The 16,059-nt window shown below is 70.0% G+C and carries 15 protein-coding genes and 1 pseudogene; 8 read left to right on the plus strand and 8 right to left on the minus strand.

Going from position 1 to position 16,059, the window contains the following annotated elements; all coding sequences use genetic code 11:
* Nucleotides 1-27 precede the first annotated feature (27 nt).
* The 3 genes from OG811_RS04965 to OG811_RS04975 form a co-directional block, all read right to left on the minus strand.
* Entirely contained in the window at nt 28-1,716 is a 1,689-nt protein-coding gene (locus OG811_RS04965) for a methylmalonyl-CoA mutase (RefSeq protein ID WP_406072474.1), read from the minus strand.
* 214 nt (nt 1,717-1,930) lie between these two features.
* Nucleotides 1,931-2,188 (minus strand): hypothetical protein, encoded by a 258-nt coding sequence (locus OG811_RS04970; protein WP_406072476.1) that lies wholly within the window; start codon nt 2,186-2,188, stop codon nt 1,931-1,933.
* A complete protein-coding gene (locus tag OG811_RS04975) occupies nt 2,188-2,505 on the minus strand; it encodes a DivIVA domain-containing protein (RefSeq protein ID WP_405429901.1) in 318 nt (105 codons plus the stop codon). The genes OG811_RS04970 and OG811_RS04975 overlap by 1 nt, the downstream gene beginning before the upstream one ends.
* Nucleotides 2,506-2,757: 252 nt before the next feature.
* Between OG811_RS04975 and OG811_RS04980 the strand changes: the two genes are divergently transcribed.
* Nucleotides 2,758-3,174 carry a GntR family transcriptional regulator gene (locus OG811_RS04980; RefSeq protein WP_405429899.1) on the plus strand — a complete coding sequence of 139 codons (417 nt, stop codon included), beginning with the start codon at nt 2,758-2,760 and terminating at the stop codon, nt 3,172-3,174.
* A 47-nt stretch (nt 3,175-3,221) separates the two neighbouring features.
* Here the strand turns inward: OG811_RS04980 and OG811_RS04985 are convergent, their stop codons facing one another.
* The 3 genes and pseudogenes from OG811_RS04985 to OG811_RS04995 all read right to left on the minus strand — a co-directional run.
* Nucleotides 3,222-3,623 carry an Asp23/Gls24 family envelope stress response protein gene (locus OG811_RS04985; protein WP_405429897.1) on the minus strand — a complete coding sequence of 134 codons (402 nt, stop codon included), beginning with the start codon at nt 3,621-3,623 and terminating at the stop codon, nt 3,222-3,224.
* Nucleotides 3,624-3,811: 188 nt separating this feature from the next.
* Nucleotides 3,812-4,228, minus strand: a complete 417-nt coding sequence (locus tag OG811_RS04990; RefSeq protein ID WP_406072479.1) for an Asp23/Gls24 family envelope stress response protein — start codon at nt 4,226-4,228, stop codon at nt 3,812-3,814.
* A gap of 300 nt (nt 4,229-4,528) precedes the next feature.
* A pseudogene (locus tag OG811_RS04995) lies at nt 4,529-4,973 on the minus strand (IS5/IS1182 family transposase); the annotation flags it as partial.
* Between the two features lie 177 nt (nt 4,974-5,150).
* Between OG811_RS04995 and OG811_RS05000 the strand changes: the two are divergent.
* Nucleotides 5,151-5,555 carry a hypothetical protein gene (locus OG811_RS05000; protein WP_406072480.1) on the plus strand — a complete coding sequence of 135 codons (405 nt, stop codon included), beginning with the start codon at nt 5,151-5,153 and terminating at the stop codon, nt 5,553-5,555.
* Between the two features lie 63 nt (nt 5,556-5,618).
* Here OG811_RS05000 and meaB read toward each other — a convergent pair whose 3' ends face one another.
* Nucleotides 5,619-6,623 carry a methylmalonyl Co-A mutase-associated GTPase MeaB gene (gene meaB, locus OG811_RS05005; RefSeq protein WP_406072482.1) on the minus strand — a complete coding sequence of 335 codons (1,005 nt, stop codon included), beginning with the start codon at nt 6,621-6,623 and terminating at the stop codon, nt 5,619-5,621.
* A gap of 55 nt (nt 6,624-6,678) precedes the next feature.
* Entirely contained in the window at nt 6,679-7,878 is a 1,200-nt protein-coding gene (locus OG811_RS05010) for an acetyl-CoA C-acetyltransferase (RefSeq protein ID WP_406072483.1), read from the minus strand.
* A gap of 62 nt (nt 7,879-7,940) precedes the next feature.
* On the opposite strand from OG811_RS05010, the gene mce reads away from it, so the two are divergent.
* From mce to OG811_RS05040, 6 genes are all read left to right on the plus strand, one after another.
* Entirely contained in the window at nt 7,941-8,414 is a 474-nt protein-coding gene (gene mce / locus OG811_RS05015) for a methylmalonyl-CoA epimerase (RefSeq protein ID WP_406072485.1), read from the plus strand.
* A 378-nt stretch (nt 8,415-8,792) separates the two neighbouring features.
* Entirely contained in the window at nt 8,793-10,148 is a 1,356-nt protein-coding gene (gene ccrA, locus OG811_RS05020) for a crotonyl-CoA carboxylase/reductase (protein ID WP_406075531.1), read from the plus strand.
* Between the two features lie 287 nt (nt 10,149-10,435).
* On the plus strand, nt 10,436-11,698 hold the full coding sequence (locus OG811_RS05025; RefSeq protein WP_406072487.1) for a DivIVA domain-containing protein: 1,263 nt from the start codon (nt 10,436-10,438) through the stop codon (nt 11,696-11,698).
* Between the two features lie 178 nt (nt 11,699-11,876).
* Nucleotides 11,877-13,934, plus strand: a complete 2,058-nt coding sequence (locus OG811_RS05030) for a hypothetical protein (protein ID WP_406072488.1) — start codon at nt 11,877-11,879, stop codon at nt 13,932-13,934.
* 663 nt (nt 13,935-14,597) lie between these two features.
* Nucleotides 14,598-14,786: a DUF397 domain-containing protein gene (locus OG811_RS05035; protein ID WP_406072490.1), complete on the plus strand. Its 189-nt coding sequence runs from the start codon at nt 14,598-14,600 to the stop codon at nt 14,784-14,786.
* A gap of 15 nt (nt 14,787-14,801) precedes the next feature.
* Complete coding sequence (locus OG811_RS05040; RefSeq protein ID WP_406072491.1) at nt 14,802-16,052, plus strand: AI-2E family transporter; 1,251 nt, start codon at nt 14,802-14,804, stop codon at nt 16,050-16,052.
* Nucleotides 16,053-16,059: the final 7 nt, after the last annotated feature.

A 16,059-nucleotide genomic window follows, 5' to 3' on the forward strand; every position in this document is an offset into this window, starting at 1 on the left:
AGTGCAAGATCGCGGGGTGGGGTGGGGTCAGAAGCGGGCGGGTTCGCGGTAGGTGCCCCATTCGGCGCGGAGCGCGTCGCAGATCTCGCCCAGGGTCGCTTCGGCGCGGACCGCGTCCAGCATGGCGGGGATCATGTTCTCGTCGGTACGGCTGGCGTCGACCATCCGGGTCACCGCCGCGCGGACCGCTGACTCGTCCCGGGCACCCTTGCGCTCGGCGAGCACCCGGCGCTGCTCCAGCTCCACCTCGTGCGAGATGCGCAGAATCTCCAGCTCCTTGGTGACCGTGCCGGCGTGGCAGTTGACCCCGACGATCTTTTTGTCACCCTTTTCGAGGGCCTGCTGGTAGACGAAGGCCGACTCGGCGATGTGCCCGGTGAACCAACCGTCCTCGATGCCACGCAGAATGCCCGAGGTCATCGGGCCGATCTGGTGCGGCCCGTCCCCGCCGAGCTGCCGGATCCGGGCGAAGATCTCCTCCGCCTCGGCCTCGATCTTGTCGGTCAACGCCTCGACATACCAGGAGCCGCCGAGTGGGTCGGCCACGTTGATCACCCCGGTCTCCTCCATCAGCACCTGCTGGGTACGCAGGGCGATCTCGGCGGACTCGTCGGTGGGCAGTGCCAGGGTCTCGTCCAGCGCGTTGGTGTGCAACGAGTTGGTCCCACCGAGCACCGCTGCCAGGGCCTCGACGGCGGTCCGTACGACGTTGTTGACCGGCTGCTGCGCGGTCAGCGACACTCCGGCGGTCTGCGTGTGGAACCGCAGCCACAGGGCCTTCTCGCTGGTCGCGCCGTAGACGTCGCGCAACCAGCGGGCCCAGATCCGACGGGCGGCGCGGAACTTGGCGATCTCCTCGAAGAAGTCGAGGTGCGAGTCGAAGAAGAAGCTCAGCCCCGGCGCGAAGACGTTGACGTCCAGGCCACGCGACAGGCCCAGCTCCACATAGCCGAAACCGTCGGCCAGGGTGTACGCCAACTCCTGCGCGGCAGTCGAGCCGGCCTCGCGGATGTGGTAGCCGGAAACCGACAGCGGCTTGTAGCGCGGGATCTCGGCGGCGCAGTATTCCATCAGGTCGCCGATCAGACGCAGGTGCGGCTCCGGGTCGAAGAGCCACTCCTTCTGCGCGATGTACTCCTTGAAGATGTCGGTCTGCAGGGTGCCGTCCAGCTTGGACAGGTCGGCGCCCTGCCGCTCGGCGGCGACCAGGTACATGCAGAACACCGGCACGGCGGGGCCGGAGATGGTCATCGAGGTGGTGACGCCGGCCAGGTCGATGCCGTCGAAGAGCGCCTGCATGTCGGTGGCGGTGTCGATGGCGACGCCGCAGTGACCGACCTCGCCGAGCGCCTGCGGGTCGTCCGAGTCGCGGCCCATCAGCGTCGGCATGTCGAACGCGACCGAGAGGCCACCGCCGCCGGCGCCGAGGATCATCTTGTAGCGCTCGTTGGTCTGCTGGGCGTTACCGAAGCCGGCGAACTGCCGGATGGTCCAGGTCCGCCCGCGGTAGCCGGTCGGATGCAGACCCCGGGTGTACGGGTATTCGCCCGGCCAGCCGATCCGTTCGAAGCCCGGATAGGTGGCACCCTCCGGCGGCCCGTAGACCGGCTCGACCGGCATCCCGGAGAGCGTGGTGAAGTCCGCGTCCCGCTTGCGCGCGGCGTCGTACCGGGCCTGCCAGCGTGCCCGTCCGGCGTCGATCTCGTCGGCGTCCATGAGCAGGGCTCCTCCTCGGGTCCTCGACTGCACGTCGAGTGTAAGGCCCTCACCTGAACGATCGCTAAGTCCTGTCGTACCGACGGGTAACGGCGGATTCAGGCCGGCTGCAGGCCGAGGGCGTGGACCCGCCCCACCTGCTCCCCCGGGAAGTGCCGGGCGAGACGCACGATCAGCGGCACGGGATCGGCCAGCGCCGGCGAGGGCTCGATGGTCACCGGATCAGCCGCCGGGTGCAGTGGCCGTCGTGGTCGGCCCGGAGCAGGCAGCGCCGACCGCCAGCCAGCCGCCGGTCGCAGAAGACCCGATGGCGTACGCACTGGTTGTCCTCGACCGAGACGGTGGTCTCGCCGGGATCGGCCTGGGCGAGCACACTGGCCCACCGGGCCACCACCCGGGCCAGGCGCACGGCGACGACCAGATCGGCGGCGACCACCGGCAGGTGAATGACGAAGCGTTCCCGGCCGGCCATCAGCGGTACCGGCCCGCGTTGACCGGCCGCACCTGGTCGGACTGCCACTGGCGTAGCGCGTCCTTGATCCGAGCGGTCTCCTGGCGGCTGTCGCCGAGCGCGGCATGCAGTGCGGACAGGTCACCGGCGACCCGGTCCAGGAACGCGTACACCTCATCCGGGTCCAGGCCGCGGCGGGCGAATGGGATGGGCCGGAACCGCCGCTCGCGCACCTGCCACGGGAACAGCGGGAGGTAGGTCGCCGAGCGGTAGTAGCTCGGTTGGCTGGGGTGCGTGGTCCGCTCGGGTCGACCGCTTCGCCGGAAACTCAGACGCACGACGAAGACCTGCCTCTCTGTCGCAGGGGAAATGGAAGGGGTGGGCCCACCCCGCCCCACGACCGCAGCTCAGATCAGCAGTACGACAGCGGGGCAGCTCAACCAGCAGGCGCACACCAGGGGCAGATGTCTCCGTGACCCCACAAGCACGCACCGCTATGGGCGACCATAGCAAAGAGGCAACGTAGCAACAATCCATCATTGCAATAAAGCCTTGATGGATCTCTACCATGAAGGCACAAGGCTTGTGGCATGACCATCGATCCCCGCTCACACACGCCGGTCTACATCCAGCTCGCCGACCTGCTTCGTCAGCAGATCGAGTCGGGGGACCTGCCTGCGGGGTCGAGCGTCGGCAGCGAGACGCGCTTGAGCCAGGAGCACCAAATCGGCCGCGACGCTGTCCGCATGGCGATCTCGCTCCTGCGGTCCGAAGGGCTGGTCACCACCACCCGCCCCGCAGGAACCCGAGTCCGGGACGTGCCACAACGAACGACGGTCGAGCTGGCGACCGGCGCACGGGTCATCGCCCGAATGCCGACCAGCACCGAGCGCCGAAACATGCAGCTTGACGAGGGCGTACCGGTCCTCGAAGTCCACGACCGAAGCGGAGAGGTAGAGATTCTGGCGGGCGACGAGGTCGAGCTGACCCGGCCAGAGCCCCAATAGCCCTCACGAGAGCCTGGCCGGATCAGGCCCCACACCGCCCAGCGTGTCTATGCCGTCGGCCCGCCCATCGCCACGTCGTCGACCCGGATGTTGACCTCGTCGACCCGCAGCCCGTGCGCCTCGACCGCCTCGGTTACCCGGGCTCGCACCTCACGGGTGATCTCCGGCACCGGCCGACCGCCCTGAATCACCAACACCAGGTTGACCACGGCCGCGTCGCCGGTCACGTGGGCCGAGCAACCCCGCCGGTCGTCGCCGACCTGGTCCAACCCGACCCGGTCGAGGACCGCGTTGACGAACCGGGCCACGTCCCCGCCCAACTCCACCACGCCCGGCACCGCGCGGGCCGCCGAGACTGCGATCTTCTCGACCACCTCGTCGGAGACCTGCGTCGTCCCGCCGACCGCTGCCGACGCCATGGTCAGCTCCTGCGTCGCCTCGTGGTCCACAGCCGCTCCCCTGCTTCTCGCGCCACCGCGCCGGGACACCCGCCCGACTTCCACCGCCGTGACGGTGCGAGCCTACAAGGACGACTGTCGCCGGGGACGTCCCTGGTGAACGGTCGACGCGGGCGTCGTCGGGAACCGGCCGATAGCCGGACGGTCCGACAACTGTTGCGCCGTCGGACGCCTACGCCTCAGGCTCCGGCTACTCCCGGCTGGTTCAGCTCGATGTCGTCCACCGTGATGTTGACCTGGGTGACCGTCAGGCCGTACTTCTCCACCGCCTCGATCACCGCGGTCCGCACCGCCTCGGTCACGTCGGCTACGACCTGACCGGAGTCGATCACCAGGACCACGTTGATGACCGCCGAGGTGCCGCTCACGTCGGCCGAGACGCCTCGGCGGGCATCGCCCACCTCGTCCAGGCCGACCTTGTCCAGGAAGTTGTTGAAGAACCGGGCCACATCACCGCCGAGATCGGCGACGCCGGGCACCGAACGAGCGGCGGCACCGGCGATCTTCTCCACCACCTCGTCGGAAACCGACGTGCCGCCCCGGGCAGCGCTCGTCGCGGGTTGCACTCCACCGGCGTTCTCCAACGCGTCCGTCATGATCACATCTCCCCTGGTCCCGACGCATGTGGACCGACCGGCGCGTCAGCCCGCTTTGCGGAAGCCTCGCTTCCGGCCATGCGCTGCGAGCGTACTAAAACCGGAGCGACCTTCGCTTCCAGGCGACCGAAGCGCGGCGGTTGTCGCGCCGTACCCGGGGAGTCCCGTGCGCACGCGGTCTTCGGGCCATTTAGAGCGACCGGCAATAGGTGTCACTTGAGCCGGCGGGTGGTGGGCCGGGTATCCCAGCGGTAGAGCGTGCGGGCACGGCGGATGAGTTGACGGATTCGTCGTGCCGGTCAACCCGAGCGGGATCCCGTTGCTTTCCACGCCGGTCGAGCGTTTCATGCCGCCCTTGCCACGGTCGACCGGGGAACGACCGGCCCGCTCGCCGCCACACGGTGCTTTCGTGATCGCTCCGTCGACGCTGACATCGTCCAACTCCAGGCCGATCATGCGGTCGTAGGCGTCCAGAGTCAGCTCATGCAGCCGCTCACCCAGGCCGGCTTCGGCCCACAGCTGCAGACGCCGGCGGATGGTGCGATCCGAGCACCGGTCCGACGCGACACGTTCGTAGCCGGAGCCGTGCACCAGCGCGGCGATGACGTGCTCGAACACGACCCGGCCGAATCCGGCGCCGGTGGCAGCCCAGCGGGTGCGTCGGGTCGAACTCAGGTTGCTCACCGCACAACGCGTCGAACTGGACCCAGACAGGTTCGAGCAACGATGATGGCAGGGCAGGCACGGGACTCCCGTCGATCACTGAGCGTAGAGAACTCCGATGATCGATGGACCCGTGCCTGCTTGCTACCCCGGGATGCCTACCTGTCCAGATCTTGACCTATCGCCGGTCGCTCTTAGGCTGTCGATCTTGGAAAGTCCAGGATGGACATTTTTTCGCGACACGAGTGAGGTCTGCTTGATGCGCAGAAAGTTGTTGAGTTTCGCCACGGCGGTCACCCTGTCGGTCGGCGCTCTACTCGGGGCGGCAACGCCGGCTCAGGCAGCCGAGTCGCCCAGCGCCCTGTGCGGCTCCGGGTACTACGTCATCAACAGTCACGGGCTACCCGGCGCGACCGCGTACCTGCTCTACAATTCCAGCGGTGGTGGCTGGAACTGTGTGGTCACCATCAAGACCGCAGACCGGGGCACGCTGACCAAAATCGGTGCGTACCTTTACATCGAGGACGGCCGCGGCGGCATCGACGAGGACCGCTACAGGTACTACGCGGGGCCGATCCGAGCCGACAGCGGCGGACAGTGCGTCCGGTTCGGCGGCCTCAGCCGCGGCACCTACTGGACCAGCCCCTGGGGACACTGCGGCTAGACCCGCGGACGCGGGGCTGTCGCCGATCGTCGGCGCCGGCCCCGCCGGCCGGCGCCGCCCGGGTCACCGGGCGAGCTGGGAGAGCAACTCGTCCGCCGCCGTGTACGGGTCGTTCGCGCCCTCGGCCACCTGGGCGGCGAGTGTGGACAACTGCGTACCGTCGCGCAGTGAACCGATCCGGGCGCGGAGCACGCCGAGCGCGATGGCCTCGATCTCGGCGGCGGCCCGCGCCTCCTGGCGGCGGCGTAGCTCGCCGTGCTCGACCAGCCAGCCCCGGTGCTTGTCGATCGCCGCGGCGATGTCGTCGATGCCCTCGCCCCGCGAGGCGACCGAGCGGACCACCTGGGGCCGCCACTGCCCCGGGCCACGCTCACCGAGGGCGATCATGCCCTGGATGTCGCGGACCGTGGCGTCGACGCCGTCCCGGTCGGCCTTGTTGACCACGAACACGTCGGCGATCTCCAGGATGCCGGCCTTGACCGCCTGGATCGCGTCGCCCATGCCGGGGGCGAGCAGCACCAGCGTGGTGTCGGCCAGCGAGGCGACCTCCACCTCGGCCTGCCCGACGCCGACCGTCTCCACCAGCACCACGTCGCAGCCGGCGCCCTCCAGCACCCGGACCGCCTGCGGCGTCGCCGCCGCCAGCCCGCCGAGGTGCCCCCGGCTGGACATGGACCGGATGTAGACGCCCGGATCGGTGGCGTGGTCCTGCATCCGCACCCGGTCGCCGAGGATGGCGCCGCCGGTGAACGGGCTGGACGGGTCGACCGCCAGCACGCCGACCCGGTGCCCACGCGCCCGCAGTGCGCGGACCAGCTCGTTCGTGGTGGTCGACTTGCCCACCCCGGGCGAACCGGTCAGCCCGACGACCTGGGCCTGCCCGGCGTAGGGCGCCAGCGCGGCGGCGATCGCCGGCAGCAACGCGTCGCCGTTCTCCACCAACGTGATCAGCCGGGCCACCGCGCGGGGGTCACCCGTGCGGGCCCGCTCGACCAACAACGGTACGTCCCGGCTGCGGCGCACCGACGTGGTGCCTGCTGCCGGAACGTGCTCAGCCGCTTCGCTCACTGCGCCGTGTCTGTTCGCGACTGTGGGGCTCGCAAGATCGGCTCGCTCCTCGCGCTCACTGATTGACCGCTGCATTCCCCGGAACGTGGATGATCAGCGCGTCGCCCTGGCCACCGCCACCGCAGAGCGCCGCCGCGCCGGTGCCGCCGCCGCGCCGCTTCAGCTCCAGGGCGAGGGTGAGGACGAGACGCGCGCCGGACATGCCGATCGGGTGGCCCAGCGCGATCGCGCCGCCGTTGACGTTGACCTTGTCCGGGCTGATGCCGAGGTCACGGGTGGACTGCACACCGACCTGGGCGAACGCCTCGTTGATCTCGATGAGGTCCAGGTCCGCGACGCTCAGGCCGCCCTTCTTCAGGGCGTGGTTGATCGCGTTGGACGGCTGCGAGTGCAGGGAGTTGTCCGGGCCCGCCACGTTGCCGTGCGCACCGATCTCCGCCAGCCAGGTCAGACCCAGCTCCTTGGCCTTGGCCTTGCTCATGACGAGCACCGCGGCGGCGCCGTCGGAGATCGGCGACGAGCTGCCGGCGGTGATGGTGCCGTCCTTGGCGAAGGCGGGGCGCAGCTTGGCCAGCGACTCGACGGTGGTGTCCGGGCGAATGCCCTCGTCCTCGCTGATCACCAGCGGGTCACCCTTGCGCTGCGGGATCACCACCGGGGCGATCTCGTCGGCGAAGTGACCGTTCTTCTGCGCGGCGGCGGCCCGCTGGTGGCTGGCCGCGGCGAACGCGTCCTGCTCCGTGCGGGAGATGCCGTGCTTGGTGCCGAGCCGCTCGGTCGACTCGCCCATCGAGCAGCAGTCCCAGGCGTCGCTGAGCCCGTCGTGCGCCATGTGGTCCTTGACCACCACGTCGCCGTACTTGTAGCCGGTGCGCTGGCCCATCAGCAGGTGCGGGGCGTTGGTCATCGACTCCATGCCGCCGGCCACCACGATGTCGAACTCGCCGGCACGGATCAGCTGGTCGGCCAGGGCGATGGCGTCCAGGCCGGAGAGGCAGACCTTGTTGATGGTCAGCGCCGGCACGGACATCGGCACGCCGGCCTCGACCGCCGCCTGCCGCGCCGGGATCTGACCGGTGCCGGCCTGCAGCACCTGCCCCATGATCACGTACTGGACCTGGTCCGGGCTGACGCCGGCACGCTCCAGCGCCGCCTTGATGGCGATCCCGCCGAGCTTCGTGGCCGGAAGTTCCTTGAGGTTGCCCAGCAGCCGGCCCATCGGGGTCCGCGCGCCGCTGACGATCACCGAAGCCATGCCTGCCTCCGAGAGGGTGCCGAGCTGTATCGCCTTAACGATTGTTCGGTCAGACTAGCGCCATGGCTGAGAACTCCCCCGCCGAGCCCGGTGCGGACTACGTCACAGACATCGGGCTCCGCAAGATTGACCACGTCGGGATCGCCGTGGCCGACCTGGACGCCGCGATCGACTTCTACCAGCGAACGTTCGGGATGCGCTGCGTACACATCGAGACCAACGCCGAGCAGGGCGTCCGGGAAGCGATGCTCTCTGTCGGGCCGACCACCGAGGGCGGCTGTGTGCAGCTGCTCGCCCCGCTCACCCCGGAGTCGACGATCGCCAAATTCCTGGACCGTAACGGGCCGGGCGTGCAGCAGGTCGCGTACACCGTGGTGGACATCGACGCGGCCTGTGCGGCGCTGCGCGCGCGGGGGATGCGGCTGCTCTTCGACGCACCGCGACGCGGCACCGCGGACTCGCGAATCAACTTCGTGCACCCGAAGGACGCCGGCGGAGTCCTCGTCGAACTCGTCGAGCCCGCCGCCACCCACTGATCGGCCCGCGCGCGCTCGCCCCGACCCCGGGCGAAGAACGCGCCGGGCCCCGACGTCAGATCCGCACAACTTCAGGGATGTAGTGGCCTCAGGCGCGGCGCAGGCACCTACATCCCTGAAGTTGTTGGCACCGCCCCCTGAAGTCCGTTCGCGCGCACGCCAGTGCGCGGTTGGCGGGGTGGTCGGACACCTTCACGCATCGGTCGATGCAGTTTTTCACAGAGGACTTCCCGGCCTAGCTACCGTTCAGTAACGTCCGGCTCCACCGGAGCGCGACGGTGCCAGGTATGTCGAATGCCGACATGGCGGTCGTGCCCAACCGGCGCCGACGATGGCAGCACCCGGGCCCGTGCGGGTGCGGACGAACCGGAGGTCACCGTGCAGGACATCCTCGAAGCGATCATGGCGGCGGAGGAATCGAACGATCCGGACCGCGAGCTCGCCGGCGTCGCCGGGCTGCCCGTACCGAAGAGCTACCGGGGTGTGGTGGTCCGCGCCGAAGAGGCCCGGATGTTCGACGGCATGGCCACCCGGGACAAGGACCCCCGCAAGGCGCTGCACGTGCAGGAGGTGCCGACGCCGGAACTGGCGCCGGGCGAGGCGTTGGTCGCGGTGATGGCGAGCGCGATCAACTACAACACGGTGTGGACCAGCATCTTCGAGCCGCTGCCCACCTTCAGGTTCCTCGAGCGCTACGGCCGGGTCTCCGAGCTGACCCGCCGACACGACCTGCCGTACCACGTGGTCGGCTCGGACGCGGCGGGCGTGGTGCTGCGCACCGGCCCCGGGGTGACCCGGTGGGCACCCGGCGACGAGGTGGTCGCGCACTGCCTCTCCGTCGAGTTGGAGGACGCGGCCGGGCACGACGACACCATGCTCGACCCGCAGCAGCGGATCTGGGGCTTCGAGACCAACTTCGGCGGGCTCGCCGAGATGGCTGTGGTCAAGGCCAACCAGCTGATGCCCAAGCCGCGGCACCTGAGCTGGGAGGAGGCGGCCAGCCCTGGGCTGGTCAACTCCACCGCGTACCGGCAGCTCGTCTCGCACCACGGGGCCAACATGAAGCAGGGCGACGTGGTGTTGATCTGGGGTGCCTCCGGTGGCCTCGGCGGGTACGCCACCCAGATGGCGCTCAACGGCGGCGCGATCCCGGTCTGCGTCGTCTCGTCGCCGGAGAAGGCCGAGTTGTGCCGCAAGATGGGCGCCGAGCTGGTCATCGACCGGGCGGCCGAGCGCTTCCGCTTCTGGAAGGACGAGGAGACCCAGGACCCGGAGGAGTGGAAGCGCCTGGGTGAGCGGATCCGCGAGCTGACCGGTGGCGAGGACCCGGACATCGTCTTCGAGCACCCCGGTCGGGAGACGTTCGGCGCCAGCGTCTACGTGGCCCGGCGCGGTGGGACCATCGTCACCTGCGCATCCACGAGCGGCTTTCTGCACCAGTACGACAACCGCTACCTGTGGATGCACCTCAAGCGGATCGTCGGCAGCCACTTCGCCAACTACCACGAGGCGTGGCAGGCCAACCGCCTGGTCGCGCTCGGCAAGGTGCACCCGACGGTGTCCCGCACGTACCCGCTGGAGCAGACCGGCCAGGCGGCGTACGAGGTGCACCGCAACGCCCACCAGGGCAAGGTCGGGGTGCGCTGCCTCGCACCCATCGACGGGCTGGGCGTACGCGACGGGGAGTTGCGGGCCCGGCACGAGGACGCGATCAACCGGTTCCGGGGGCACTGACCGGCACCGCCGGACGGACGGTTGAACGCTGGGTGGCCAATGCGGTGCTCGGCCATTGTTCTTCCGCCCCATTAGCGGAAACCCGCACGGATCGAACAAAGGGCCTCGGGGTAACCTCCCGGGGCCCTTTTCCGCGTCACTCTCCGTGGCGTCCGACCTGCCCGGGACCTGCCAAGATCGCCGATTGGTCCCGCGCCGCCGATGACGGCAGCTGACCATGTAAAGACCACACGAAAGCTTCGCACCGCTCTTGCGAAGCACCCTGGGGCGTCTGCCAGTATGTCCCAATGCCCCAGCAGCCGTCCTCCCCTCTCGCGTTCTTCGATAACGCGAACTCGCAGCCAGATTTCACCGTCGGCCTGCGCGGATACAACACTCACCAGGTCGACGACTTCCTCGGCCGGATGACCGCCGCGCTGACCCAGTCCGAGCAGGCCCGTGCCGAGGCCGAGCAGCGGATGAACGACGCCCAGCGTCGGCTCCGCCAAGCCGAACAGCGCATGAGTGCGCTGGAGCAGAAGCTCACCGACACGAACAAGCAGCTCGAAGAGAACAGCCGGCCCACCCTCTCCGGGCTCGGCACCCGCGTCGAGCAGATCCTCCGGCTCGCCGAGGAGCAGGCCAACGACCACCGCAACGAGGCGAAGCGCGAGTCGGAGGGCATCCTCTCCGCCGCCCGCCTCGAGGCTCGCGAGATCACCGACAAGGCACGTGCCGAGGCCGCGGCCATGAAGGCCAGCGCCGAGCGCGAGGCGGGCAATCTGCGCACGGTTGCCGAGCGCGAGGCCGCCGAGGTCCGGGTGCAGGCCCGCCGTGAGGCGGACACGCTGCGCGCGGACGCCGACCGCGAGACCAAGCAGCTGCGTACCGTCACCGCGCACGAGGTGGCCGAGCTGAAGTCGACCGTCGAGCGGGAGGTCGCCACCCTCCGGGCCACCGCCGAGCGGGAGATCACCCAGCAGCGGGCAAAGGCCGCCCGCGAGGCCGAGGAGAAGCGCGCCGAGGCGACCAAGCTGCTGACCGACGCACGGGACAAGCGCGACAAGGACCTCCAGGCTCTGGAGCTCCAGCTGGCCGAGCGCCGCGAGAAGTCCGAGCGTGAGGAATCCGAGCGGCACGCCGCCCAGGTCTCGCAGACCCAGAAGATGGTGAGCGAGGCCGAGCAGCGTGCGCGGGCCGCGCAGGAGCGGGCCAAGGAGATCGAGCAGCGCGCCGAGGCTCGGCGGGTCGAGTCGGAGCGCAACGCCGCCGAGACGGTCGACAAGGCCAAGGCACACTCCGAGAAGACGCTCAACGAGGCGAAGGCCGAGTCGCAGCGCCTGCTCACCGAGGCCCGCACCGAGGCCGAGTTGACCACGCAGGCCGCCCGCCGCGAGGTCGACGACCTCACCCGTCAGAAGGACGCGGTCACCTCGCAGCTGGGCCAGATGCTTTCCGGGCTCGCCGGCATCGTTCCGGGCATGCCGGCGGCGGCCGCACCGGCGGCCAAGCCGGAGGCAAAGAAGACCGAGGGCGGTTCGGAGCGGGTGCCGGCGGAGTCCGCCGGCTGACCCGAGACGTCAGGTTGGGGCATCGACGGCGCGAGGTGACACTGGGTAACCGGTGCCACCTCGCGCCGTATGCGTTTCCCAGTCTGTGGTATCCGCTGGCACGCAATGGAGTGAAGTAGCTCCCACAAGGCGCGTCCGTATCGCCCCAGCAGGGCCCGTTGCGTGTGAGGATGGGGGCATGTCGCACGGCGAGGAACTGTTCGCTCTCGGCGGGGACGTGACGACGGAGCCCAGCTTCGAGTCCGCTCTGCGGGGGTACGAGAAGAAACAGGTCGACCGGTATGTCGCGCGTGCCGAGCACGAGATCGCGACCCTCGCCTCCGAACGGGAACAGGCGTACACACAGATCCACAAGCTCGCCGGCCAGGTCGAGGTGCTCCAGCGCGACCTGACCCAGGTGCGCAAGCAGACGAACGTGGTCGACCGGGCCTCGTTCAAGCACCTCGGTCCCTTGGTCGGGTCGATCGTCACTCAGTCCGAAGAGCTGGCCGAGCAGATCCTGTCCGACGCGAACGTGGAGATCGAGGCCCGCCGTGCCGCGGCCGAGCACATCATCGAGGAGGCCCGCGAGCAGGCCGCGCGGGCACTGAAGGACTTCGAGATCGCCCTCGCCGCACGGCGTACCGAGGAGGAACGGCACGGCGCCGCCCGCCGGGCCGAGGCGGAAGCAACCCTGCGGTCAGCCAAGGACGAGTCGGCGCAGCTGCGCAAGACGGCGCAGGACGCGTTGGCGAAGGCCCAGCAGGAGGCCACCCAGCTGCGGGACACCGCCAAGGAAATCCACACCCGGGCCCAGCAGGAGTCGACCAAGCTGCGCGAGACGGCCCGCGAGACGTTGGACAACGCCCGGCAGGAGGCCAGTGACCTGCGGGAGACCGCCAAGGAGGTGCACGCCAAGGCCCTGCAGGAGGCCAAGCGGCTTACCGACACGGCGACCGAGGCCGGTCGGGCCACCCATGCCAAGGCGCAGCAGGAGGCCAAGCAGATCATCGACGACGCGTCGATGGCCGGGCGGGCCACGCGTGCCAAGGCGCAGCAGGAGGCGGAGCGGCTGACCACGCAGGCTTCCGAGTCGGCCAAGCGCAGCCGTGCCGAGACCGAGGCGTACGTGCAGCGGATGCGCGCCGAGACCGAGGCGTACGTGCAGCACTCCCGGGCGCAGACCCAGGAGGAGTTGGGCGCGTGGCGGGCCGGGGTGGAGCAGGAGGTCAACTCCCGTCGGGAGGCGGCCGACCGGGAGTTGGCGCAGCGGCGGTCCACGGCCGAGCAGGAGTTCACCACGCGCCGCGATGAGCTGGACAAGCAGCACAAGTCCCGCCAGCAGGAGCTGGAGACCGAATACTCGACGCGCAAGGACGAGCTGGAGACCACGTACACCGCTCGTAAGAACGAGATCGAGCAGGGCGCGGCCGGGGTCCGTCAGGCGGCCGAGCAGGACGCGGCGGCGCTGCGTCAGCGGTCGGAGACGGAGGCCACCGAGTTGCTGCGCCGGGCCGAGGCCGAGGCCGGCGACAAGCGCCGCGAGGCCGACGAGCATGTCGCGGCCTCCCGTCGGCAGTTCGAGGAGTACGCGGCCACCACCCAGCAGCACCTGGCCACCACCCAGCAGCATTTGGCGGCCACCCAGCAGGAGTCGGCAGCGGCCCGGCAGCAACTTGCCCAGGTGATGTTGGAGATCGCCCAGGCCCAGCAGCAGCTCGCGGACCTGCGGCAGGAGACCTGGAAGGCCCGGCAGGAGTCCGACGAGCTCCAGCGGCAGATGGCCGAGCAGCGGTTGCAGAGCGTCGCCGGCCCGATCGACGGCCCGACCGCGAGCGCGCCGGCCGCCGGCGACGGCGTGGGCAGGAGCGTGCCCGGCGGCGGGGACGACGGCGCGACGGTGACCGCCGACGCCGATTCGGCGACCGCCGATGCCGGCACGGCGTCCGGATCGGGTGCGGGCACCGGACTCAAGGCCGAGCCCACCGACGCCAGGCAACCGGTGAATGCCGGTTCGGGCGACGCCGGGCAGTCCACGACCCGGCCGGTCGCCGAGACGGTGACCACCGTGGACGGCGGCACGGCGAGCGCCGGGGTGGACGGCGAGCCGACAGTCGCCGCTGTTCCGGGCATGGGTGGCCGGGACGCCAAGCCCACCAAGATCACCAGCACCGGCGAGAACGGCAAGCGGCCCACCAAGCCGACCACCGACGAGCGCAGCGCCAAGCCCAGCAAGGTCACCATCGAGAAGGATTGACCGCTGTCCGACGCGGCGGCGTGAGCCCCGGTCGCGGCCCCAGGCTCATGATCGACACGACATCGCCAATGTCGGTGTATCCCGCTGCCCGGACACCCCGATATCAGCGATGTCGAGTGGAGCACGCACGCCGGACGCCCGGTCTGCGGCCAACCCCTCTCGCCGGCCGGGCGTCTGGTCCGATTCGGGTGCCTGACCGGTGAACCCGTGCGGCGCAAGCGTGGGCTGGAACTCCGGACTCGGCCTTGTCCCGGCGAGTGATACCGGTGAGTCATATTGATGACCCACCGGCATCACACCCGGAACCACCGACGCGCACCACACCATGACCGGCGTCCGAGGGTGGGTCGATAATCGGGCGACGGAACGGGCCGCACGCCGCGAAGCGCTCGAACAGTTCCCTGGACGCCGGCCCGTCGTAGGGGTTGAGCTGGCACAGGTCGTGCGCCGCCTCGTGGTAGAGCCCTGCGAGATAGCTGGCCGGGTCCGCGCCGACGAGGTACTGGCCACCGGCGGCCTGCTCGTCTATCCGCTCAAGCTCGCCGAGCGGGGCGGTTGACGGAGATGGTGACGCAGCTACGCTGCCTTCACGATGGGAGACGGTTCGGACGAAGCGTTCTCCAGCCGGCACTCGATTGACCTCATGAAGGAAGCAGTGGACTCATGCACCTGAGCGGCGCAGTCTGGCGCACCTCCACTCGCAGCAGCAACAACGAGCGCGTCGAGGTGGCGGACAACCTGCCCGGGGCCCTCGGCGTACGGGACAGCAAGGAACCGTCCGGCGCGGTGCTGGTGTTCGCGCCGGCCGCCTGGCGGGCGTTCGTCGCCGTCGCCCGTCGTCCGACGGCCTGAGCCGGGAGGTTCTGGGTGCCACAGCACGGCCCGTCGGCCGACGACCCGGACGCAACCCCGGGCACCCCGCCGGCCGCTCCTCCGCCGACTGGCTCGTCCTCGGCCGAGGCCCACCCGATGGAAACACCACCGGCCGAGACGCCACCGGCCGAGGCGCCGCCTCCGGTGCCGGTTCCCGCGCCGGGGATCGACCCGGATGAGCCGCCGGCGGTCCCGTCCGGGAAGTTCGGAACTCCGGGGCGTCCGCTGCGCCGCAGCAGTTTCCTGGTCGGCTTCACGGGTGCGCTGGGCGTGCTGCTGGCGTACACCCTTTTCCTGGGGATTCGCAATGCCGGCGGCATCCTGGTGCTGGTGGTGATCGCGCTCTTCCTCGCGGTCGGCCTCAACCCGGCGGTGGTCCGGCTACACCGCTGGGGCGTGCCACACGGCCTGGCGGTGGCCGTGGTGGCGTTGACCGTGGTGCTGCTGCTCTGCGGCGGTGTGGTGGCGCTGGTCCCGCCGATCGTGACCCAGTCGGGGCAGTTCATCAACCAGATCCCGAGCCTGCTCGACGAGCTGCGCCGCAACCCGACGGTCAACGACCTGGTGGAACGGTACGACGTGGTGGAGCGGGTGCAGAGCGCGGCCAACGCCCAGACGGTGGGCCGGGCACTGGGCGGGGTGCTCGGCGGTGCCCAACTGATCTTCGGCACGGCGTTCCGGACGCTGACGGTGCTGGTGCTGACCATCTACTTCCTGGCCTACTTCAACCGGCTGCGCTCCCTGGGCTACTCGTTGGTGCCCCGGTCGCGGCGGGAGCGGGTGCAGCTGATCGGCGACGAGATCCTGACCAAGGTGGGCGCCTACATGGTCGGTGCGCTGAGCATCGCCGTGCTGGCCGGCGCGACCACCTTCGTCTTCGCGATGATCGTCGGGCTGCCGTACCCGTTCGCGCTGGCGGTGGTGGTCGCGGTGACCGACCTGATCCCGCAGATCGGCGCCACCCTGGGTGCGGTGATCGTGAGCCTGGTCGGCTTCGCCTCCGACCTGCCCATCGGCATCGCCTGCGCGGTCTTCTTCCTCATCTACCAGCAGGTGGAGAACTACCTGATCTACCCGAAGGTGATGCGGCGCTCGGTGGAGGTCAACGAGGTCGCCGCCCTGCTGGCCGCGCTGCTCGGCGTGGCGCTGCTGGGCGTGGTGGGCGCGCTGATCGCCATCCCGACGGTGGCCGCGCTGCAACTGATCCTGCGCGAGGTGGTGCTGCCCCGGCAGGAGATCCGCTGACCGGCGC

It is taken from the genome of Micromonospora sp. NBC_01638, from assembly GCF_045209745.1.
Classification (GTDB): Bacteria; Actinomycetota; Actinomycetes; order Mycobacteriales; family Micromonosporaceae; genus Micromonospora.